General features: G+C 64.3%; 20 protein-coding genes. 13 read left to right on the top strand and 7 right to left on the bottom strand.

Annotated features, from left to right (window positions below; translation table 11 throughout):
- Positions 1-305 precede the first annotated feature (305 nt).
- Positions 306-1358 carry a LacI family DNA-binding transcriptional regulator gene (locus JG746_RS09105; RefSeq protein ID WP_202357829.1) on the top strand — a complete coding sequence of 351 codons (1053 nt, stop codon included), beginning with the start codon at positions 306-308 and terminating at the stop codon, positions 1356-1358.
- Here the strand turns inward: JG746_RS09105 and gndA are convergent.
- The 6 genes from gndA to JG746_RS09075 form a co-directional block, all read right to left on the bottom strand.
- Positions 1355-2782 (bottom strand): NADP-dependent phosphogluconate dehydrogenase, encoded by a 1428-nt coding sequence (gene gndA / locus JG746_RS09100; protein WP_202357828.1) that lies wholly within the window; start codon positions 2780-2782, stop codon positions 1355-1357. The two genes, JG746_RS09105 and gndA, sit on opposite strands and share 4 nt — an antisense overlap.
- Positions 2783-2947: 165 nt before the next feature.
- Positions 2948-4582: a copper resistance CopC/CopD family protein gene (locus tag JG746_RS09095; RefSeq protein ID WP_244730716.1), complete on the bottom strand. Its 1635-nt coding sequence runs from the start codon at positions 4580-4582 to the stop codon at positions 2948-2950.
- A 55-nt stretch (positions 4583-4637) separates the two neighbouring features.
- Positions 4638-5156 carry a YcnI family copper-binding membrane protein gene (locus JG746_RS09090; protein WP_202357827.1) on the bottom strand — a complete coding sequence of 173 codons (519 nt, stop codon included), beginning with the start codon at positions 5154-5156 and terminating at the stop codon, positions 4638-4640.
- Between the two features lie 39 nt (positions 5157-5195).
- Positions 5196-5735, bottom strand: a complete 540-nt coding sequence (locus JG746_RS09085; protein WP_202357826.1) for a copper chaperone PCu(A)C — start codon at positions 5733-5735, stop codon at positions 5196-5198.
- Between the two features lie 97 nt (positions 5736-5832).
- Positions 5833-6189: a DUF2946 family protein gene (locus tag JG746_RS09080; protein ID WP_202357825.1), complete on the bottom strand. Its 357-nt coding sequence runs from the start codon at positions 6187-6189 to the stop codon at positions 5833-5835.
- 122 nt (positions 6190-6311) lie between these two features.
- Positions 6312-7214, bottom strand: a complete 903-nt coding sequence (locus JG746_RS09075; RefSeq protein ID WP_202357824.1) for a GntR family transcriptional regulator — start codon at positions 7212-7214, stop codon at positions 6312-6314.
- A 254-nt stretch (positions 7215-7468) separates the two neighbouring features.
- On the opposite strand from JG746_RS09075, the gene JG746_RS09070 reads away from it, so the two are divergent.
- The 6 genes from JG746_RS09070 to JG746_RS09045 all read left to right on the top strand — a co-directional run bounded on the left by JG746_RS09070 (position 7469) and on the right by JG746_RS09045 (position 15111).
- A complete protein-coding gene (locus JG746_RS09070; RefSeq protein ID WP_202357823.1) occupies positions 7469-8974 on the top strand; it encodes a UxaA family hydrolase in 1506 nt (501 codons plus the stop codon).
- A gap of 62 nt (positions 8975-9036) precedes the next feature.
- Positions 9037-10035: an aldo/keto reductase gene (locus JG746_RS09065; RefSeq protein ID WP_202357822.1), complete on the top strand. Its 999-nt coding sequence runs from the start codon at positions 9037-9039 to the stop codon at positions 10033-10035.
- A 328-nt stretch (positions 10036-10363) separates the two neighbouring features.
- Positions 10364-11359: an ABC transporter substrate-binding protein gene (locus JG746_RS09060; protein ID WP_202357821.1), complete on the top strand. Its 996-nt coding sequence runs from the start codon at positions 10364-10366 to the stop codon at positions 11357-11359.
- 152 nt (positions 11360-11511) lie between these two features.
- Entirely contained in the window at positions 11512-13065 is a 1554-nt protein-coding gene (locus JG746_RS09055) for a sugar ABC transporter ATP-binding protein (RefSeq protein WP_202357820.1), read from the top strand.
- Positions 13062-14030: an ABC transporter permease gene (locus tag JG746_RS09050; protein WP_019861267.1), complete on the top strand. Its 969-nt coding sequence runs from the start codon at positions 13062-13064 to the stop codon at positions 14028-14030. The genes JG746_RS09055 and JG746_RS09050 overlap by 4 nt, the downstream gene beginning before the upstream one ends.
- Before the next feature lie 64 nt (positions 14031-14094).
- Positions 14095-15111, top strand: a complete 1017-nt coding sequence (locus JG746_RS09045; RefSeq protein ID WP_202357819.1) for a zinc-binding alcohol dehydrogenase family protein — start codon at positions 14095-14097, stop codon at positions 15109-15111.
- 15 nt (positions 15112-15126) lie between these two features.
- Here the strand turns inward: JG746_RS09045 and phnF are convergent, their stop codons facing one another.
- Entirely contained in the window at positions 15127-15876 is a 750-nt protein-coding gene (gene phnF / locus JG746_RS09040) for a phosphonate metabolism transcriptional regulator PhnF (protein WP_202357818.1), read from the bottom strand.
- 121 nt (positions 15877-15997) lie between these two features.
- Between phnF and phnG the strand changes: the two genes are divergently transcribed.
- From phnG to phnK, 6 genes are read left to right on the top strand one after another with little or no spacing between them, the layout of a single operon-like run.
- Positions 15998-16459 (top strand): phosphonate C-P lyase system protein PhnG, encoded by a 462-nt coding sequence (gene phnG / locus JG746_RS09035; protein WP_202357817.1) that lies wholly within the window; start codon positions 15998-16000, stop codon positions 16457-16459.
- The gene (gene phnH, locus JG746_RS09030; protein WP_202357816.1) at positions 16459-17070 is read left to right on the top strand and encodes a phosphonate C-P lyase system protein PhnH; all 612 of its coding nucleotides are present in this window, start codon (positions 16459-16461) and stop codon (positions 17068-17070) included. The genes phnG and phnH overlap by 1 nt, the downstream gene beginning before the upstream one ends.
- A 1-nt stretch (position 17071) precedes the next feature.
- Entirely contained in the window at positions 17072-18184 is a 1113-nt protein-coding gene (locus JG746_RS09025) for a carbon-phosphorus lyase complex subunit PhnI (protein WP_202357815.1), read from the top strand.
- Positions 18181-18600, top strand: a complete 420-nt coding sequence (fosX, locus tag JG746_RS09020; protein ID WP_210383692.1) for a FosX/FosE/FosI family fosfomycin resistance hydrolase — start codon at positions 18181-18183, stop codon at positions 18598-18600. The genes JG746_RS09025 and fosX overlap by 4 nt, the downstream gene beginning before the upstream one ends.
- Entirely contained in the window at positions 18597-19496 is a 900-nt protein-coding gene (locus JG746_RS09015) for an alpha-D-ribose 1-methylphosphonate 5-phosphate C-P-lyase PhnJ (protein WP_202357814.1), read from the top strand. Before fosX ends, JG746_RS09015 begins: the two co-directional genes overlap by 4 nt.
- Positions 19493-20269 carry a phosphonate C-P lyase system protein PhnK gene (gene phnK / locus JG746_RS09010; protein ID WP_202357813.1) on the top strand — a complete coding sequence of 259 codons (777 nt, stop codon included), beginning with the start codon at positions 19493-19495 and terminating at the stop codon, positions 20267-20269. The genes JG746_RS09015 and phnK overlap by 4 nt, the downstream gene beginning before the upstream one ends.
- Position 20270 lies beyond the last annotated feature (1 nt).

Here is a 20270-nt window from a genome sequence, read left to right as displayed (position 1 = left end):
GAATAAAATCTGTTGACCGACCGAGTCGTTGTGCGTCGCAATATGAGCAAGTGCAGCGCAAAATACGAAACGATTGATGAAAGCCGGTAAAGAGCGCCCACGGGACAGCGTTTGGCCTTGGATTCTCAAGGGAATTCATTCGCTCCATCTCGCCCCCCCGAATTCGCCGGCCAGCCAGTGCGATTGGCAATCTGTAACGTTTCAGTATATTGACGGGTTGCCGGGCTTCAAATCATGCCAAGCCGCCAATCACCGCGATTGCCGACCCGGCCTGCGGCTGCTAATGCGCCTGACGGGCGGGACGAATGGACAGACGGCATACGCAAAAGAACGAGGAAGCGTCGGCGCAAGGGCGGCCAACGCTGAAGACGCTTGCCTTCATGACCGGGCTCGGCGTCACCACCGTGTCGCGCGCCTTGAAGGATGCCCCTGAGATCGGCGCCGAAACCAGGCGCCGCGTCCAGCTCGTCGCCAAGCAGATCGGCTACCGCCCGAACCGCGCCGGCGTCAGGCTCAGAACCGGCAAGACCAATGTCATCAGCCTCGTGCTCAACACCGAGCAGGAGATCATGAGTTTCGTCTCCGACATCATCTACGGCGTCTCCGAGGTCATTGCCGACACGCCCTACCATCTGATCGTCACGCCCTATTCGCGCTCGCAGGATCCGCTCGACCCCATACGCTACCTGGTCGAAACCGGCTCGGCCGACGGCGTCATCATTTCACGCACGCAGCCGAACGATCCCCGCGCCCGCTACATGCTGGAGCACGGCATTCCCTTTGCAACGCATGGTCGCACAGAGATGGGGCTGGTCCACCCCTATCATGATTTCGACAATCACGCCTTCGCGGTCGAGGCCGTCCGGCGCCTTGCGGGCTTGGGACGCCGCAAGCTCGCTTTGCTGACGCCACCCGTTGGGCTGACCTATTACAGCCACACGGTCAACGGCTTTGCCGATGCGCTGAGCGAGGTCGGCGCCAGCGAGATCCCGTTCAGCACCGTATCGATCGACCATTCGATCGAACAGATCCGCACGAGGACCGCGCAGCTGATGCGCCGCGACATCAGGCCGGACGGCTTTGTCAGCAGCGCCGCCGCCGCGACGCTTGCGCTCGTCGCCGGCATCGAGGATGCCGGCCTCAAGCTTGGCCGCGACGTCGACATCGTCTCCAAGCAATCATCGGACCTTTTGCATCTGTTCCGGCCCGAGCTGCTGATCGTCAACGAGAACTTCCGGCTGGCGGGCTCGGAGCTCGCCCGCTCGGTACTTGGCTGGATCGGCGGCGCCGCACCCGGCTCGCTGCAAAGTCTCAGCGTGCCAAGCGAGGTCCTGGCCTACAAGCGCGTAGTGTCCTAGCCGGCAGCGCCGCTGCCCCACGGGCCGTGGAAGGCACCTTGCTCGCCGATGCGTTCGAAGCCATGCGCGCCAAAGAAATCCCGCTGCGCCTGGATCAGGTTCGAGGTGCCGCGACCCTGGCGGTAGCTGTCGAAATAGGCCAGCGCCGAAGACAGCGCCGGCACCGGCGCACCGGCTTCGGAAGCCTTTGCCACGATACGCCTGAGCGACGGATGCGCCTCCAGCATCAAGGAGATGAAAGCCGGCGCCATCAAAAGATTGGTCGAAGCGCCGCCGCTGCTGAACGCCTCGGCCATCGTATCCAGCATCTGCGAGCGGATGATGCAGCCGGCGCGCCAGATCCTGGCGATGGTCGGCATCGGCAGGTTCCAGTTGAACTCCTTCGAGGCGCCGCTCATCACCGCGAAGCCCTGTGCGTAAGCCGCGATCTTGCCGGCGAACAGCGCCAGTTCGAGATCGTGCAGCAGCGCATCCTTGTCGCCGGAAATCTTCGTCACGCCGATGTTGCCATAGGCCTTTTCCGCCGCCAGCCGCTCGTCCTTGATCGACGACAGGACGCGCGCCGCCACCGCCGCCTCGATCGCGGTCGCCGGAATGCCGAGCTGCTGCGCCTCGATGACGGACCATTTGCCAGTACCCTTCTGGCCGGCGCGGTCGAGGATGATGTCGACCACCGGCTTGCCGGTCTTGGGATCGTCGGCGGCGAGCACCTTGGCCGTGATCTCGATCAGGTAGGAGTTGAGACGGCCCTTGTTCCAGTTGGAAAACACCGTGCCGATGTCCTTCGGCCCCATGCCCAGCCCATCGCGCAGGATGCCGTAGATCTCGGCGATCATCTGCATGTCGGCATATTCGATGCCATTGTGGATGGTCTTGACGAAATGCCCGGCGCCATCGGTACCGAGCCAGGCGGCACAGGGCTCGTCCTTGAATTTTGCCGAGATGGCGGTCAGCACGTTTTCGACGCGCTTCCAGCTGTCTTCCGTGCCGCCGACCATGATCGACGGGCCGTGTCGCGCGCCCTCCTCGCCGCCGGAGACGCCCATGCCGATGAAGGTCAGGCCCGAGCCGGATAGTTCGGAGAAGCGCCGCATCGTGTCGCGGAAATTGGCGTTGCCGGCATCGATGACGATGTCGTTGCCGGACAGCACGCCGCGCAAGGCTTCGATCTGTTCGTCGACCGGCTTGCCGGCCAGCACCATGATGATGATCGGGCGCGGCGGCCGGATCGCCGCGGCAAGCTCTTCCAGGCTGTAGCAGGGGACGACCATGTCCTTCAGCGCGCCGGCATTCTCGACGAAAGCGTCGGTGCGTGCCCGGGTGCGGTTGAAGACGGCGATGCGGTGCCCGTGTTCGGCGATGTTGAGCGCCAGGTTGGAGCCCATCGTGCCAAGGCCGATCAGGCCGATTTCGGCTTTTTCCATCGTTTCATCCCTGCTTTCGGATCTTGTTGCTTGGAGCCCGCGATTTGGCGGGATGCCCGTTCTTCCCGAGATGATTGACGGGCCTTTTGCGCCGCGTCAACCGCCTCGCCGAATTGTGTTGCAGTTGCACAATACAGACCGTTCGACAACCATCACATCCGGCTGCTACGGCCTGATGTCCACAGGCGCCTCGATCTTCACCATCTTGAAATCCGAGACCAGTATGTCGATGCGCACCGTCCAGCGCCCGGGAACCGGAATGACGAGGTTGTCGACGCGCCAGCTGCCGTCGCCGGGCTTGGTCGCCGCGCGCTTCATGGGCTCGATGCCTGAATCGGGTTTCGACAGCACCAGCGTTACCTCCCTGGCGTCGAGCGGCCCGAAATCACCGGTCATGATGATCATCGAGGCGGCGACAGGCCCGGTATGGCCCGGCGTGATGCTGAGATCGGCCATCGCCTCCAGCGCGTGGATGTGGACCGAGACCGGCTGCGCCGCCGCGATCGCCAGCGCCCGTGGCGGCGGCGTGAAGCGCCAGCCCGCGGCAACGCCGAAGATCGCCAGCACGATCAGCATTTCAACGCCGATCGAACGGGTGAGCCTGCGTTGCACTTCCGTCGATCCCGCTTCGGCCGAGGCGGTGAGTTTCCAGCGATTGACGGCGGCGAGCGTGAACAGGAAGACCAGCAACGCCAGCTTGACCAGCAGCAGCCGGCCATAGGCGGTGCCGACCAGCGCCGAGGGCGTCTGCACCTGGATGACCGCGAGCACGATGCCGGCTGCGGCAAGCATCGCCACCACAGGCAGGATCGCTAAGGAGAAGCGGCGCAGGAAAGCGACGGCATCGGCTGTCTGGCGCTTCAACGCGAGACCAAGCGGCACCAATGCGCCGGCCCAGAAGGCGATGCCCATGCCATGCACGAACACCATCGGCCGTGTCAGCCATTGCGGTTCGGCCGCACTGGCGTGGCCGCTGGCGGCAAGCGCGACGCCGACCCCGGCCAGCCCGGCAAGGGCAAACGGCCTGGCGAGCACACGCGGCCCAGCCAGCGACAGCAGGCCCAGCCCGAGAGAAATCAGGGCTATCAGCACTGTCCAGCCGAAGCTGGTGCCGAGCGCGGTCCGCCAGATCACCGGTTGCCCCAGATGGGAGAGCGGCGCTCCAAGCGCATCGAGCCCCTGAAAGCCGAGCGACAAGGGTGCCGCCACCAGGCCGCATAGGATCGCGACAGTGACAAAGCGCTGACCGGCGCGTCCGTCGCCAGCCAGCCAGGCAAGGGCGAAGGCGCCGCCGACGCCGAGGAAAAGACCAATGTAGAGAAAGACCTTGCCGATCCAGATCGCCGATCGCGACGGCCAGTCGACCGCCTCGGACACGGCAGGCGGTTCGCTTGGTGCGCCGACGGAAAACAGCAGCGAGCCGCCAACCGGATGGCCGTCGGCGGAAATCACGCGCCAGCTCAGCACATGCGTGCCGGATTTGAGCGCCTGCGGATTGTCGATCTCGAGCGTCTGGTCGGTGAGGCGGAAGGATGTCAGCGTAACCGGCGTGCCGTCGGGCTTCACCAGCGTCATCACCAAAGGCGAAACCGGCTCGCTGAAGGTCAGCGAAAACTGCGTCGGCGCTTGATCGAGAACCGCACCGTCGGCCGGGTCGGTCTTGATCAGCGCGGCATGGGCAAAGGCCTGGCTGGTCGATGCCATGACGACAAACGCCATGAGCAGAGCCAGCAGCCCGCCGGCAATCCGGCCGACGCGCTCGCTGGTGGTATCGACCATCCGGGAAGATATTGCGGTCATGCCATGCCACGAGGATGCAGCGCGCTCCGGCCAGCAGAGCGCGCCAGGGGAGAACCTACTTCTTCGGCGTGAGCTTGATGCCGGGCGCCGGGGTCTCCAGCGCGTCTTCATCCTGCCCCGCCGCCGGAATCTCGATCCAGCGATCGGCGGCATCGCCGCATTCCTGCACCACCGGGAAATAGAGTTTTTGGTCGACGGGCAGATCCGCGGTCAGCGTCGCGCGGAAGACGAACTCGTCGTAGAACTCATCCGGCAGATTGCCGCCGCTCCAGTCGACTTCCTTGACGCCATCGATCACCGCTTGGCCATAGAGCTGATAGGATTTTTCATATTTGCCCTTCTTGGTCTGCAGCGTCCAGCCCGCCTTCGGCATCGGCTTCACGGCGATCACCCCTTCGGGAATCTGCACGCGCACGGCGGTCGTTGCCTTGCCGTCGCAGCCATGTGGCACCCGCAGCACTGCCTTGTAGGTCGAACCGACCGCCGCCTCCTGGGTTTCGAGCGTGATGTGCGCGAAGGCGGCATTTGTCCCCAGCACCAGAAGTGCTGCCGCCGACAAAAGATACTTGTTCATGATGGTCCCTCTAGAATCTTGATCGGTACGATGGCCGGTTCAGTCGTTGTCCTCTTGAGGCGCCGCACTGCCCATGGCCTGCACGGCGAACTTGATCGTCACCGTCCCGGCCTTTTCGAAGGTCAGCGTGGCGGCGAACATCTCGCCTTGCTTGGGTGGCTGCTTCAAATCCATGAACATCACGTGATAGCTGCCGGGACCCAGAACGACCTTGCCGCCGGCCGGAATTTCCAGGCCGCCGACAACGGGCCGCATGGTCATGACGCCGTCCTTGACACCCATCTCATGCAGTTCGGCCTTGTCCGAGATATCGGAGGAAATCGACAACAGCCGATCCGGTGCGCTGCCATCGTTGGCAATGGTAAAATAGCCGCCGGCCACCTTGGCCCCGGCCGGCGTGGCGCGTGACCAGGGATGGCCGATCTCGATATCGCCGACCTTGAACTCATGCGCCAGGACGGACTGGGCGCCGGCGAGCATGATCGCCAAGGCCAGCGCGGCGGTGCCGAGACGCTCCCGGACGTGGGGCAGGATGCGGCTGAGCAGAGTGCCCGCCGCTACATCGGAAAAATGGTACATGGTTGCTCCATGAAGTGATGATCGCGCCGTCGCCGGTCGCGAGCCGTTTGGTCGTTGGATGGGTGCGCCCGCGAAAGGTTCCGCCGGGCAAAAAGGCTCAGGCCGCCGGCGGCGGCGCGCGCGGATTCGACGGCGAGCGTTCTCGCACGAAGTCGAGATGAATGCTCGCCGGAAAGACGAAGGCGACCGCTTCGAAGGAAAGGTTGGCCAAGGCCGGCCCGGCATCGGGCGGCGGCGCAAAGGCGGATGAAAACATGCTGCAGCCAAGCGTGCAGCAGGCCGGCAGATGGGACGGATGCTGGTCGCTGCCGGGAAGCTGGGTGGCGCCGTCGCGGGTACAGATGATGTTGCCGAAAGCGTCGAGCTGCGCGGCATTCGGCCCGGTAGCGAAGGCGAAGGCGCCGAGCGTCGACTGGAGCAACAGCAGGCAGGCCGCGACAAGCACGGTCGGCATGCTCCAGCGTCTCCCCCGGCGGTTCAAGCCATCTGCCTCTTCAAGCAATTCCTGGAAGGATACCTATCATGGCAGCGGCAGGTCGAAAATCGCCAATTCGATGCTGCGGCAACGCGGCGCGATCAGGACTTCTGCAAGGACCGGCTTTCAGGGATGGAGGTCAAAAGCGTCTGGCGCGCCGATTTCAGGTGCTTGCGGCAGGCGGCGTCGACCTTGCCGAGATCGCGCGATTTGAGCGCCTCGATATAGGCAAGGTGCTCGCCGACCGCGACTTCGTTGCGCTCGCGCTCCTGCGCCTTGTTCCACTGGTAATGGTAATGGAAGATCATGGCGATGACGTCGTAGAAATCGACGATGAAACGGTTGTGCGAGGCCCTGTGGATGAGCCGATGGAAGCGCTCGTCCAGTTCGGAAAACGCATTGAAGCGCGTGGCGATCTCTCGTGCCAGCAGGCGATGTTCGTCCTCCAGGCGATCGAGATCGGCCCAGACCGGGCTGTCTTGCGGCAGAGCGGCGAAGGCGGCCGCCGAGCGCAGTTCGAACATCTCGCGGATCTCGGTCAATTCGAGCGCGAAAGCCCGCGTAAAACCCTTCAGCACCCAATGGCTGTTGCGGCGTTTCTCGATCAGGCCGAAGCGCGAGAAGCGGATCAGGAACTCGCGCACGCTGGTGGTGCCGACGCCGATCTCGCGCGCCAGTTCGAGCTCGTTGATCTGCATGCCGGCCTCGGCGCCGCCGGCGAGCAGCCTGCGCATGAATGAACGCTCGATGATCTCGGCCAGCGTGTCGGTCTCTTCCTCGGGGAAGAAGTCATCGGGACGCGGGTCGCGAAGCACCGTCTTGGCGCGCTTGTTCCAGGCGATCAGCCCGGTTTCCTCCATCCGCGCCAGGATGCTTCGCACGGTGGTGCGGCTGACGCCGAGCAGCGTGCCCAGCTCCGGTTCCGACGGCAGGCTGCGCGTTTCGTCGAGCAGCCTGAGGCACCTGTTATAGGCGTCCTTGTAGACGTTGTTGCTCTTGGACATCCCCTGACCCATTCATGCCGGCGCTTGCGGCGGCCGGCTTGAAGCGCAATATGACGTTCCCATGACCCTGAAAAGCAGGAATCGCTTTCGCTCGGGGCATGGTCCATTGTTTGCAGCGCCACCGCTAGCCAGCGGCATGCGAAACGCCTGCGAAAAAACAATTGACGCAAAACTGTTTTTTCACGATAAAAGACATTAACTCTTAACGAGCGCGTGTCAATCCGCGCATCCCAGGATCACCCAGGAAACCGCCCGTGAACGTCTCCAACACCATTCTTCTGTCTCCCGCCGACAATGTCGCCGTTGCCAATGGCCGCATCGAGATCGGCACGGCCCTGCCGGGCGGCGCGCTTGCCACCGCCATCATCGAGCCCGGCCACAAGGTGGCGATCAAGCCGATTGCCGCCGGTGAAGCGGTGGTCAAGTACGCCCAGGCGATCGGCCGCGCCACGCAGGACATCGCACCCGGCGAGCATGTCCACTCGCACAATCTGGTGTTCGAGGCCGGCCGCCTGCCGGTGGTGCCGCCGAGCGAGGCCGAGCATGCGACGGCGGCCGACCGCGCCCGCACCTTCATGGGCTATCGCCGGGCCGATGGCCGCGCCGGCACGCGCAACTTCATCGGCATCATCGCCAGCGTCAATTGCTCGGCCACGGTCTGCCATTCCATCGCCGACACCGCCAACCGGACCTTGCTGCCGAAATATCCCGGCATCGACGGTTTCGTGCCGATCGTCCACGGTCAGGGCTGCGGCATGAGCGGCACTGGCGACGGTATGATGGTGCTGCACCGCACGCTTGCCGGCTATGCCCGCCACCCGAATTTCGGCGGCGTGCTGATGGTCGGCCTGGGATGCGAAGTCAACCAGCTCACCCTCTACGGCCAGAAGGGCGCCGCCGCTGGAAAACGCCATTTCAACATCCAGGACGCCGGCGGATCGCGCAAATCGGTGGAAAAGGCGATGGGCGTGCTGGCGGAAATCGCCGAGGAAGTCGGCCAGCTGAAGCGCGAGCCTATCCCGGTCTCGGAGATTGTCGTCGGCTTGCAATGCGGCGGCTCCGACGGCATGTCGGGCATCACCGCCAATCCGGCGCTGGGGGCCGCCGTTGACATATTGGCCGGCGTCGGCGGCATCGGCATCCTCTCCGAGACCACGGAAATCTACGGCGCCGAGCATCTGCTCGCCTACCGCGCGGCGACGCCCGAGATCGCCAAGAAGCTCGATGGCTATGTGAAGTGGTGGGAAGATCACGTCGCCAAGCATGGCGCCTCGATCGACAACAACCCCTCGCCGGGCAACAAGCGCGGCGGCCTCACCACCATCCTGGAAAAGTCGCTGGGCGCGGTCGCCAAGGGTGGCCAGACGCCGCTCAATGGCGTGTTCGGCTATGCCGAGAAGGTCACCGGCAACGGGCTGGTGTTCATGGACACGCCAGGCTACGACCCGGTCTCGGCCACCGGCCAGGTCGCGGGCGGCGCCAATGTCATCGTCTTCACCACCGGGCGCGGTTCCTGCTTCGGCTGCCGGCCGACGCCGTCGATCAAGGTCGCCACCAACTCGACCATGTATCACCAGATGGAAGAGGACATGGACGTCAATTGCGGCGTCATCGCTTCGGGCGAAAAGACCATCGCCGGCATGGGCCGCGAGATCTTCGAACTGATCGTCGAGACGGCTTCTGGCCGCAAGACCAAGAGCGAGGATTTCGGCTACGGCGACAACGAGTTCGTGCCCTGGCATCTCGGCGCGACACTCTGAATTCAACGCATATGTGGTAGAATTGCCGGGCTGGACAACGCCCGGCAACGGGGAGGGTTTGCATGGAAAAACGCCGCATCGGCAAGACGGCGCTCGAGGTCACTGAGGTCAGCTTTGGCGGCGCCGCGATCGGCGGCCTTTATCGCGCCTGTTCGCGAGAGGCGGCGATGGAAACGCTGCAAGGCGCCTGGGAGGCGGGCTTGCGCTATTTCGACACCGCGCCCTTCTACGGCTTCGGCCTGTCGGAACGACGCTTCGGCGATTTCCTGCGCTACAAGCCGCGCGATTCCTACGTGCTGTCCACCAAGGTCGGCCGCCTGTTCCGTCCGGTGCCGGAAGACCAGGTGCCCGACCACTCCTATGTCGATCCGCTGCCCTTCGCGCTCGACTACGATTATTCCTATGACGGCATCATGCGCTCGGTCGATTTCAGCTATGCGCGGCTTGGGCTGAACAAGATCGATATCCTGTATGTCCATGACATCGGCGCCTACACGCATGGCGTCGAGAAGACCAAACTGCACCTTCGCCAGTTCATGGACGGCGGGCTCAAGGCGCTCGAGGAGCTGAAGCGGGCCGGCACGATTTCCGCCTATGGCCTCGGCGTCAACGAAGTCCAGATCTGCCTCGACGTCATGCGCCGGGCGCCGCTCGACTGCATCCTGCTTGCCAGCCGCTATTCCTTGCTCGACCGCAGCGCCGAGGCCGAACTGCTGCCGCTGTGCCGGGCGCAGCAGACGTCGCTGGTCATCGGCGGCGTCTTCAACTCCGGCATATTGGCGACGGGGCCGGTGCAAGGCGCGCATTTCGATTACCAGCCCGCCAGCCGCGATATTCTCGATCGCGTCGACGCCATGGAGAAGATCGCCGGCGAAGGCGGTTACCCGCTGGCTGCCGCCGCCTTTCAGTTTCCCCTGCATGAGCCGACGGTTGCCACTGTGCTGACCGGCACCGCCAAGCTGGCAAACCTGACACGCAACCTCGAACTGCTCGACGCCAGCGTGCCGGCGATGGAATACGCCAAATATCGCCCCTACACGGTGGTGCAAAGCCTAGCGTGAAGCCGGCGTTCACCGGTCTTGACAGGAGGGCTCGACTTCACAAATGCGCGACTCCGCGGAAAGAATGAATGTTCCATATTGACTAATACATGGAATTAATATTCCATGTATTGACGAGACGGGAGCGTTCGGCTGCATCCAGGGAGGAGCGGTGCGTGAATGTGTCTGTGCCTGACATGGGATCAGGTGCGAAACACCGCTTGCATCGTCCAGATCGATGCACTATCAAAACAGCGTAAATGTTTTTTATTGATAAAGTTCTGTTTGGGCCACGCCTATCCGAACGGAGCTTCCGTAACGTTCACCGGGCGACTTAGGGAGGAATCCTATGAAATTCGTAACCAGCAATCTCAACCGCCGCGCCGTCATGGCCCTGGCAGCAGCATCGATGCTTGCCGGCGTCATGCATTCGGCGCCGGTTTCGGCGGCCGACGTGACCATTCCGATCATCGTCAAGGACACCACGTCCTTCTACTGGCAGATCGTGCTCGCCGGCGCCCGCAAGGCCGGCAAGGATCTCGGCGTCAACGTGCCGGAACTCGGCGCCCAGGCTGAAACCGACGTCAACGGCCAGATCTCCATCCTCGAGAATGCTGTCGCCGGCAATCCGGCCGCCGTCGTCATCGCGCCGACCGAAGCCAAGGCGCTCGGCAAGCCGATCGACGAGGCAGCGGCCAAGGTCAAGGTTATCGGCATCGACTCCGGCGCCGACTCCAAGGCTTTCACCTCGTTCCTGACTACCGACAACGTCCAGGGCGGACGCGTCGCCGCGGACGGTCTTGCAGCAGCCATCGGCGCGGCCAATGGCGGCAAGGTCGAAGGCAAGGTTGCCCTGATCACCGCGCTGCCCGGCGCCGGCTCGCTCGAGCAGCGCGCCCAGGGCTTCAAGGAACAGCTCAAGGCCAAGTATCCCGGCCTCGAACTGGTCGCTGACAAATATGCCGACGGCCAGGCCACCACCGGCCTCAACATCGCCACCGACCTGATCACCGCCAATCCGGACCTGAAGGGCATCTTCGCCTCCAACCTGATCATGGCGCAGGGCGTCGGCCAGGCAATCGCCGAGAACAAGCTTGCCGGCAAGGTCGGCCTGATCGGCTTCGACAGCGACGAGAAGCTGATCAAGTTCCTGAATGACGGCGTCATTTCCGGCCTCGTCGTCCAGGATCCCTACCGGATGGGCTATGACGGCATCAAGACCGCGCTCGCCGCCTCCAAGGGCGAGAAGGTCGAGGCCAATGTCGACACCGGCGCCAACCTCGTCACCAAGGCCAATATGAAGGATCCCAAGATCGACGCACTGCTCAATCCGAAGCTCAACTAAGCAACGGTAGAGAGGCACAGTTTCCGGGGCCTCGTGCCCCGGAAACGACAGCGATATCGCTTGGAAATCCGCCAGCCTGAGCTAGGTTGCTCCGGCAGGCACTTAAAAGCCTGCCGCGTGCCAGATCGTAAGGCCAGTCAGGGAGGATTGTCATGACATCGACGGCGCAGGACCTGCACCCCGCCCCCGTGCTGGAGCCCGGCAGAACGATCCTCGAACTGCGCGGCCTCGAGAAGAAATATCCCGGCACCCATGCACTGAAGCCGGTGACGCTGGCCTTCAAGTCGGGCGAAATCCACGCCATTGTCGGCGAGAACGGTGCCGGCAAATCCACCCTGATCAAGCTTCTGACCGGCGTCATGCCGCGCACATCAGGCGATGTCATCTGGGAAGGCAAGCCCGCGCCGCTGGCGACCCCGCATGAAGCGATGGCGCTCGGCATCAACGCGGTGCACCAGGAAGTCGTGCTCTGCCGTCATTTGACGGTTGCCGCCAACATGTTCCTTGGCGAGGAGAATTCGCGCTTCGGCATCCTGCAGCAGCGCGCCATGGTCAAGGAAGCGCAGAAGATCATCGACGATCTCGGCTTCGATCTGCCGGCGCATGTCGTGCTCGGCGACCTCACCATCGGCCAGCAGCAGCTGATCGCCGCCGCCCGCGCCACCGTGCGCGGCACCAAATTCCTGATCTTCGATGAGCCGACCGCCTACCTGACCCGCAAGGAGGCCGACCAGCTCTTCACTCTGATCCGCCGGCTGAAGGCGGAGGGCGTGACGATCATCTACATCAGCCACCGCATGGAAGAAGTCTTCGAGCTGGCCGATCGCGTCTCCGTGCTGCGCGACGGCACGCTGGTCGGCACCAGAAACATCGCCGAGACCAACGATGCCGAACTGGTCAAGCTGATGATCAACCGCTCGATCGAGCAGGTCTATCACAAGGAGCATTTCACCCCGGGCGCTACAATCGTCGAGGCCAGGAACCTGTCGGGCAAGGGCTTCGAAAATGTCTCGATGACAGTCCGCGCCGGCGAGATTGTCGGGCTCTACGGGCTGATCGGCGCCGGGCGCAGCGAATTCGTCACCACGCTCTACGGGCGCCACCGCAAGTCGGCCGGCCAGATCCTGTGGGAAGGCAAGCCGGTTCAGGTCAATTCGGAGCATGACGCGATCAAGCTCGGCATGGCGCTGGCGCCGGAAAGCCGCCGCGACCAGGGTCTCTGCCTCAACCTGCCGGTCGGCCTCAATCTCAACCTGCCGATCTACAAGCGCATCTCCAAGAACATGTTGATCTCCGGCGCGCAGGAGAAGACCCAGGCCGACCGCCAGATTGCCGATCTGCGCATCAAGACGCCGACACGCCATGCGCTGGCCTCCAGCCTGTCGGGCGGCAACCAGCAGAAGATCGTCATCGGCAAATGGCTGGCGCATGGCGCCAAGCTGTTCATCTTCGACGAGCCGACCGTCGGCGTCGATGTCGGCACCAAGGCCGAGATCTACCGCCTGTTCGGCGCGCTCCTGTCGAAGGGCGCCGGCATCATCCTGATCTCGTCCTACCTGCCGGAAGTCTATGAGCTGGCCGATACGCTGCACGTGTTCCGCCGCGGCAAGCTGGTGGCGACACACGGATTCCGCACCGCCGATCACGAGGAAATTCTCACACAGGCGCTCGCCGAGAAACAAGAAAAGCTGGGAGGAAAGATATGAGCACCGAGGCGATTCCTGCCGAAAAACCCAAGCGCAATTACAACGCCCTGTTCGGGCTGACACTGCTGGCGCTGCTGGTGCTGCTCTGGGTGATCTTGTCGCTGTCGACATCGAGCTTCGCCTCGGCCAACAACATCTCGAACCTTCTGCGTCAGGGTTCGATGATCGCCATCCTGGCGGTCGGCCAGACCTTCGTCATCATCACCGGCGGCATCGATCTGTCCGTCGGTGCGGTGGTCGGCTTCGCCACCGTCATTGCCGCGATGCTGATCAATGCCGGCATACCCGTCTTCCTCGCCATCCTGATCACGCTTCTGGTCGGCGTTGCGATCGGCCTGTTCCACGGCTTCGGCATCGTCAAGATGGGCCTGCCGCCCTTCATCATCACTCTGGCGACACTGACGTCCTTGCGCGGCATCGGCCTTCTGATGACCAACGGCAACTCGATCTCCATCAACAATGATGCCTTCCAGGAGTTCTCCCGCAACTCCTTCCTCGGCGTGCCCAATCTGTTCTGGATGGTGATCCTGGTCGGCATTCCGGCTTATATTTTCCTGCATCACAGCCGCTGGGGCCGCTACCTCTTCTCGGTCGGCTCAAATGCCGAGGCCTCGCGCCTGTCCGGCGTCAATGTCCAGCGCACCATCTACATGGCCTACACGCTGTCGGGCCTGTGCGCGGCCTTTGTCGGCGTGCTCCTGGCCTCGCGCATCGGCATCGGCAACCCGACACAGGCCGAGGGCTGGGAACTGCAGGCGATCGCGTCCTCGGTCATCGGCGGTACTTCGCTGTTCGGCGCGGTCGGCTCGGTGCATGGCCCGCTGCTCGGCGCCTTCATTCTCGCCACCATCAACAACGGCGCCAACCTGCTCAACGTCAACGCCTTCTGGCAGCGCATCATCACCGGCGTGCTGATCATCGTCATCGTCTATTTCGACGGTCTGCGCCGCCGCGGCGGCAAGTGACCACTGCTGAAATCGATCTCCGGCCCGGCGTGAAGACGGGTCGGAAACCCAACTGGACTGAAACATGAAAGCCGTTGTCTGCCGCTCGCCCGGGGAACTCGTCCTGGAAGACCGCCCCGCGCCCGGCGCACCCGCTGCCGGCTGGGCGCTGGTCGCGGTCAGCCATGTCGGCATCTGCGGCACCGACTACCACATTTTCGAGGGCAAGCATCCGTTCCTCGCCTACCCCCGCATCATGGGCCATGAAGTCTCCGGCACCGTGATCGAGACGGGCGAGGGCGTCGACCTTGCCATTGGCGAACCGGTCGTCATCAACCCCTATCTCTCCTGCGGCAAATGCATCGCCTGCCGGCACGGCAAACCGAATTGCTGCGTCAGGATCGAGGTGCTGGGCGTCCATCGCGACGGCGCCATGTGCGAACGCATTCTTGTCCCGGCGCAGAATCTCTATCCGGCCAATGGCCTGTCGCTGGCCGACGCCGCCGCCGTCGAATTCCTGGCCATCGGCGCGCACGCTGTGCGTCGCGCCCGCGCCGATCCCGGCGCCCGCGCGCTTGTCATCGGCGCCGGCCCGATCGGTCTCGGCACCGCCATCTTCGCCCGCATCGCCGGGCTCGACGTAACGCTGCTCGACATGAGCAGTGAAAGGCTCGCCTTCGCCGAAACCGAACTCGGCTTCCAGACACTCGACGGGTCACGTGGCGCGGTGCCCGACCTGGTCAGGGAAGCGACATCAGGCGAAGGCTTCGACGTGGTCTTCGATGCCACCGGCAACACCCGGTCGGTGCAGTCGGCCTTCGCCCATGTCGCGCATGGCGGCACACTGGTGCTGGTCAGCGTCGTCAAGGACGACATCGTCTTCTCCGACCCTGAATTCCACAAGCGCGAAATGACGCTGGTCGGCAGCCGCAATGCACTGCGTGCCGATTTCGACCATGTCGCAACCTCGATCCGCAACGGCGCCGTGCCCTTGGCCAAGCTCGTCACCCACCGCACCACGCTTGCCGGCACGCCCAGCGATCTCGCGCGCTGGGCGCACGAGAAATCCGGCCTGATCAAGGCCGTGATCGAGATCGGATAGTCGGCAGAAGCCGGCTCACAGCGCCGACAGTTTCAGCTCCACCCGTTCCGCCGGAAAGCGCGACTCCGAAAACTGGATCGGTTGGCCGTCGGGCGTGGTGTTGACGGCCACCGTGACCAGCACGATGGCGCCCGGCTGCAGGTCGAGGTCGACGAGATCGGCCGCATCGGCATGGCGCGCCGACAGCACGGTCGATTGCCTGAGATAGTCGTCTATGCCGAAGCGGGCCAGCGACGCAGTGATCGAGCCGGTCTCCGCCATCGCCTTGTCGATGCCGGAAAAGCGCCTGGCATCGAACCAGCCGGCAGCGCGTGACACAGGCCGTCCATCGGCCTCACCGCGTGTCTCCAGCCGGATCACCTCGGCGCCCCTGACCAGCCCAAGTCCCTCGGCGACGCGCTGGCTGGCCGGCTCGACCGATGAGGCGAGCAGCACGATGTGGCGTTCCGAGGTCTGTCCCTGCAGGCCCGTTGAAAAGCGCGTGCGCGCGCCGATCGGATAGGACAGCCGCTTGCGCGACAGGACGAAGGTGCCGCGTCCCTGCTCGGCCCGCAGCACCCCTTCCTGCACAAGCGCCGATATGGCGCTGCGCACCGTGTGACGGTTGACGCCATAGCGCTCGGCCAGTGCCACCTCCGGCGGCAGCGCGGCATTCTCGGCCAAATCCCCGATGGCGATTGCCTGCAGGATCCTGTCGGCAATCTGCCGCCACAGCGAAACGCCGCTGCGCCGCTCGATGCTGTCGGCTTCCTGTCGCCCGATCATGAATTGCCCCCGTCCATCTGGCCCCTGTCATCCACCCGTCATGGACTCGCGCTACGTAGTATGTATAATTTGTATAGTTGTCTATATCAATAGACAAATTTAGCAAAGAGGAATGCTACCGATGCGAGGACAGGAAGCCCGCGACCAGGCCGAACGCAAGGCCGCCATGGCGACGCTGGCGCAAGCGAGCGGCGACGACATCGTCCGGCTCTGGAACGAGGCCGGCCTGCCCTCGCAGGCCGAGCTGCTGCGCGGCCCCGAGACCGGGCTGGTGACGTTGCGCGGCCGCATCGGCGGCGGCGGCGCGCCGTTCAATGTCGGTGAGGCGACCGTCACCCGCGCTACCGTCCGGTTGCCGTCGGGACAGGTCGGCCATTGCTACGCGCTTGGCCGCGACAAGCAGAAGGCGAAGCTGGCGGCGATAGCCGACGCGCTGTGGCAGGACCCTGCCCGACGCGCCGAGGTCGAGACCAGGCTGATCGCGCCTTTGAGGTCGGCGCTCGCCACTGCCCAGGAAAAACGTCGCGCCGAGACGGCGGCAACGAAGGTGGATTTCTTCACCATGGTTCGCGGAGAAGACTGATGGATATCGCAGCGCAATCGATCGAGGGCGGCTTCGCCGACCCGGTGTTCAACGCCCAGACAGTCTTCCGCGCGGTCATGGATGCGATGGCAAGGCCGGGCAGCGTGCAGCCTTTGCCGGCCTTGGCCCGCCCACCCGCGCCGCTCTCGGGAACTGCTGGCGCCGTGGCATTGGCGCTGTGCGACAACGACACGCCGCTCTGGCTCGACCCCGCCTTGCACACCTCCGCCGCGATCGGCTCATGGCTTGGCTTCCACACCGGCGCGCCGCTCGCCAACACGCCTGCCGACGCGCATTTCGCCTTCGTCGCCACGCCTGCCGAGATGATGGCGCTCGACGGCTTTTCTCAGGGAACGCAGGATTATCCCGACCGCTCGACCACCCTGATCCTGCAGGTCAGCGATTTCACTTCAGGCGTTCCCCTGCTGCTCGAAGGCCCCGGCATCGAAACCAGCGCCACGATCGCGCCGGCGCAGATGCCGCGTCACTTCATCGAGCAGTGGAAGCAGAACATCCAGCGCTTTCCACGCGGCGTCGACATCATCCTCGCTACGCCGGAAGGCATAGCTTGCCTGCCGCGCACCACGCGCATCAAGACGATGGGGGCGTAAGATGTATGTCGCGGTAAAAGGCGGCGAAGCCGCAATCGCCAACGCCCACAGCCTGCTTGCCGACCGCCGGCGCGGCGACCGTTCGGTGCCGGCACTGCGCCTCGACCAGATCGTCGAGCAGCTGGCGCTCGGGGTCGACCGGGTGATGAGCGAAGGCTCGCTCTATGACCGTGAACTCGCAGCACTCGCCATCGTCCAGGCGTGCGGCGACATGATCGAGGCGATCTTCCTGGTGCGCGCCTATCGCACCACGCTGCCGCGCTTCGGCTACACCAAGCCGATCGACACCGGCGCCATGCTGGTCGAACGGCGCGTCTCGGCGACCTACAAGGATCTGCCCGGCGGCCAGTTGCTTGGGCCGACCTTCGACTACACGCACCGGCTTCTCGACCCCGAGCTTGCCGCCGGCGCCGATGTCGCCGAGCCCTTGCGGCGCGAGACGGAAGCGCAGGCCATGCCACGCGTTTCGGCGATCCTCGCTCGCGAAGGGCTGATCGAACCGGACGGCGAGATGCCGGGGGATCATGTTCCCGGCGACATCACCCGCGAGCCGCTGGAGTTCCCGATGGCGCGCGACATCCGCCTGCAGGCGCTGTCGCGCGGCGATGAGGGTTTCCTGCTGGCACTCGGCTATTCCACCCAGCGCGGCTATGCCCGCAACCATCCCTTTGTCGGCGAGATCCGCATCGGCGAGGTCGAGCTGGAACTCGACGTCCCCGAACTGCCCTTTGCAGCCCCCCTCGGCACGGTGCGGGTCACCGAATGCCAGATGGTCAACCAGTTCAAGGGCTCGGCCAAGGCGCCGCCGCAATTCACCCGCGGCTACGGCCTCGTCTTCGGCCAGAGCGAGCGCAAGGCGATGGCCATGGCGCTTTGCGACCGCGCCCTGCGCGCCTCCGAGCTCGGCGAGGACATTGTCGCCGCCGCCCAGGACGAGGAATTCGTCATCTCGCATTCCGACAACGTCCAGGCGACCGGCTTCGTCGAGCATCTGAAACTGCCGCACTATGTGGACTTCCAGGCCGAACTCGACCTGGTGCGGCGCATGCGCGCCGAATACGAGGCACGCGAAAACCCCGCCAAGATCGACGAGAAGCGGGAGGCAGCGGAATGATCGAAGGCCTGTCCCACCTGACCTTCATCGTCCGCGACCTCGACCGGATGACCGCCATCCTGACCGAAATTTTCGACGCGCGCGAGGTCTATGCCAGCGACGCCGAGCAGTTCTCGCTGTCACGCGAAAAATTCTTCCTGATCGGTGACCTCTGGATCGCCATCATGCAAGGCGAGGCACTGCCGGAGCGCAGCTACAACCACATCGCCTTCAAAATCGATGACGCCGATTTCGACCGCTATGCCGAGCGCGTCGGCAGGCTAGGCCTCGACATGCGCCCGCCGCGTCCGCGCGTCGAGGGTGAAGGCCGTTCGATCTATTTCTACGACGACGACAACCACATGTTCGAACTGCACACCGGCACGCTCGAAGAGCGGCTGACGCGCTACGCCAAGGGATTTGAGGTCGCATCATGACCGACATCGCCACCTACAACTTTGCTTATCTCGACGAACAGACCAAGCGGATGATCCGCCGGGCGATCCTCAAGGGCATCGCCATCCCCGGCTATCAGGTGCCGTTCGCCTCGCGCGAAATGCCGATGCCTTATGGCTGGGGCACTGGCGGCGTCCAGGTCACCGCCTCGATCATCGGCCCCGACGATGTGCTGAAGGTCATCGACCAGGGCGCCGACGACACCACCAACGCGGTCTCCATCCGCGCCTTCTTCAAGAAGGTCGCCAACGTCGCTGTCACCACCGACACCGCCAGCGCCACCATCATCCAAACCCGCCACCGCATCCCCGAGCATCCGCTGACCGCGGGCCAGGTGCTGGTCTACCAGGTGCCGATCCCCGAGCCGCTGCGCTTCCTCGAACCGCGCGAGACCGAGACGCGCAAGATGCATGCGCTGGAAGAGTACGGTCTCATGCATGTCAAGCTCTACGAGGATATCGCCAAGCACGGCCGCATCGCCACCACCTATGCCTATCCGGTCAAGGTCGAGGGCCGCTATGTGATGGACCCCTCGCCGACGCCGAAATTCGACAATCCCAAGATGCACCGCTCGCCCGCGCTGCAGCTGTTCGGCGCCGGTCGCGAAAAGCGCATCTACGCGGTGCCGCCCTTCACCGATGTCGTCAGCCTCGACTTCGAAGACCATCCGTTCGAGGTCCAGACCTTCGACCAGCCCTGCGCGCTGTGCGCGGCCGAGAATGTCTATCTCGACGAGGTCATCCTCGACGATCATGGCGGCCACATGTTCGTCTGCTCCGACACCGATCACTGCGAGAAGCGGCGGGCGGATGGCCATCGCGGCCACCTTGCCCCCGAGACCCATCCTGCCTCGGAAAAAATGGAGCCGGCACAATGACCGACGAACCGTTGCTGCGCGTCTCGGCGCTTTCCAAATTCTACGGCTCGCGCGTCGGCTGCGACAACGTCTCCTTCGACCTGTGGCCGGGCGAAGTCCTGGCAGTCGTTGGCGAATCCGGTTCCGGCAAGACGACGCTGCTCAACTGCCTGTCGACGCGTCTCCTGCCGTCTTCCGGCACCGCCAGCTATCGCATGCGCGACGGCCAGTTCCGCGAGCTCTACCGCATGAGCGAGGCCGAGCGCCGCTTCCTGATGCGCACCGACTGGGGCTTCGTCCACCAGAACCCGGCCGACGGCCTGCGCATGACGGTGTCGGCCGGCGCCAATGTCGGCGAGCGGCTGATGGCGGTCGGCGACCGGCACTACGGCAGGATCCGCGCCACGGCCGTCGACTGGCTGTCGCGCGTCGAGATCGAGCAGGACCGCATCGACGACGAGCCGCGTGCCTTTTCCGGCGGCATGCGCCAGCGCCTGCAGATCGCCCGCAACCTCGTCACCGGTCCACGGCTGGTGTTCATGGATGAGCCCACCGGCGGCCTCGACGTCTCGGTGCAGGCGCGCCTGCTCGACCTGTTGCGCGGGCTGGTCACCGATCTCGGCCTCGCGGCCATTGTCGTCACGCACGATCTCGCCGTGGCGCGGCTTTTGTCACAGCGCATGATGGTGATGAAGGACGGCCGCGTCGTCGAAAGCGGCCTCACCGACCGCGTGCTCGACGACCCGCGCGCGCCCTATACGCAGCTTCTCGTTTCCTCGATTCTGCAGGTCTGAT

The organism is Mesorhizobium sp. 113-3-3, assembly GCF_016756495.1.
In the GTDB taxonomy this organism is placed as follows: Bacteria; Pseudomonadota; Alphaproteobacteria; order Rhizobiales; family Rhizobiaceae; genus Mesorhizobium.
This window is presented reverse-complemented; position numbering and strand designations above follow the sequence as displayed.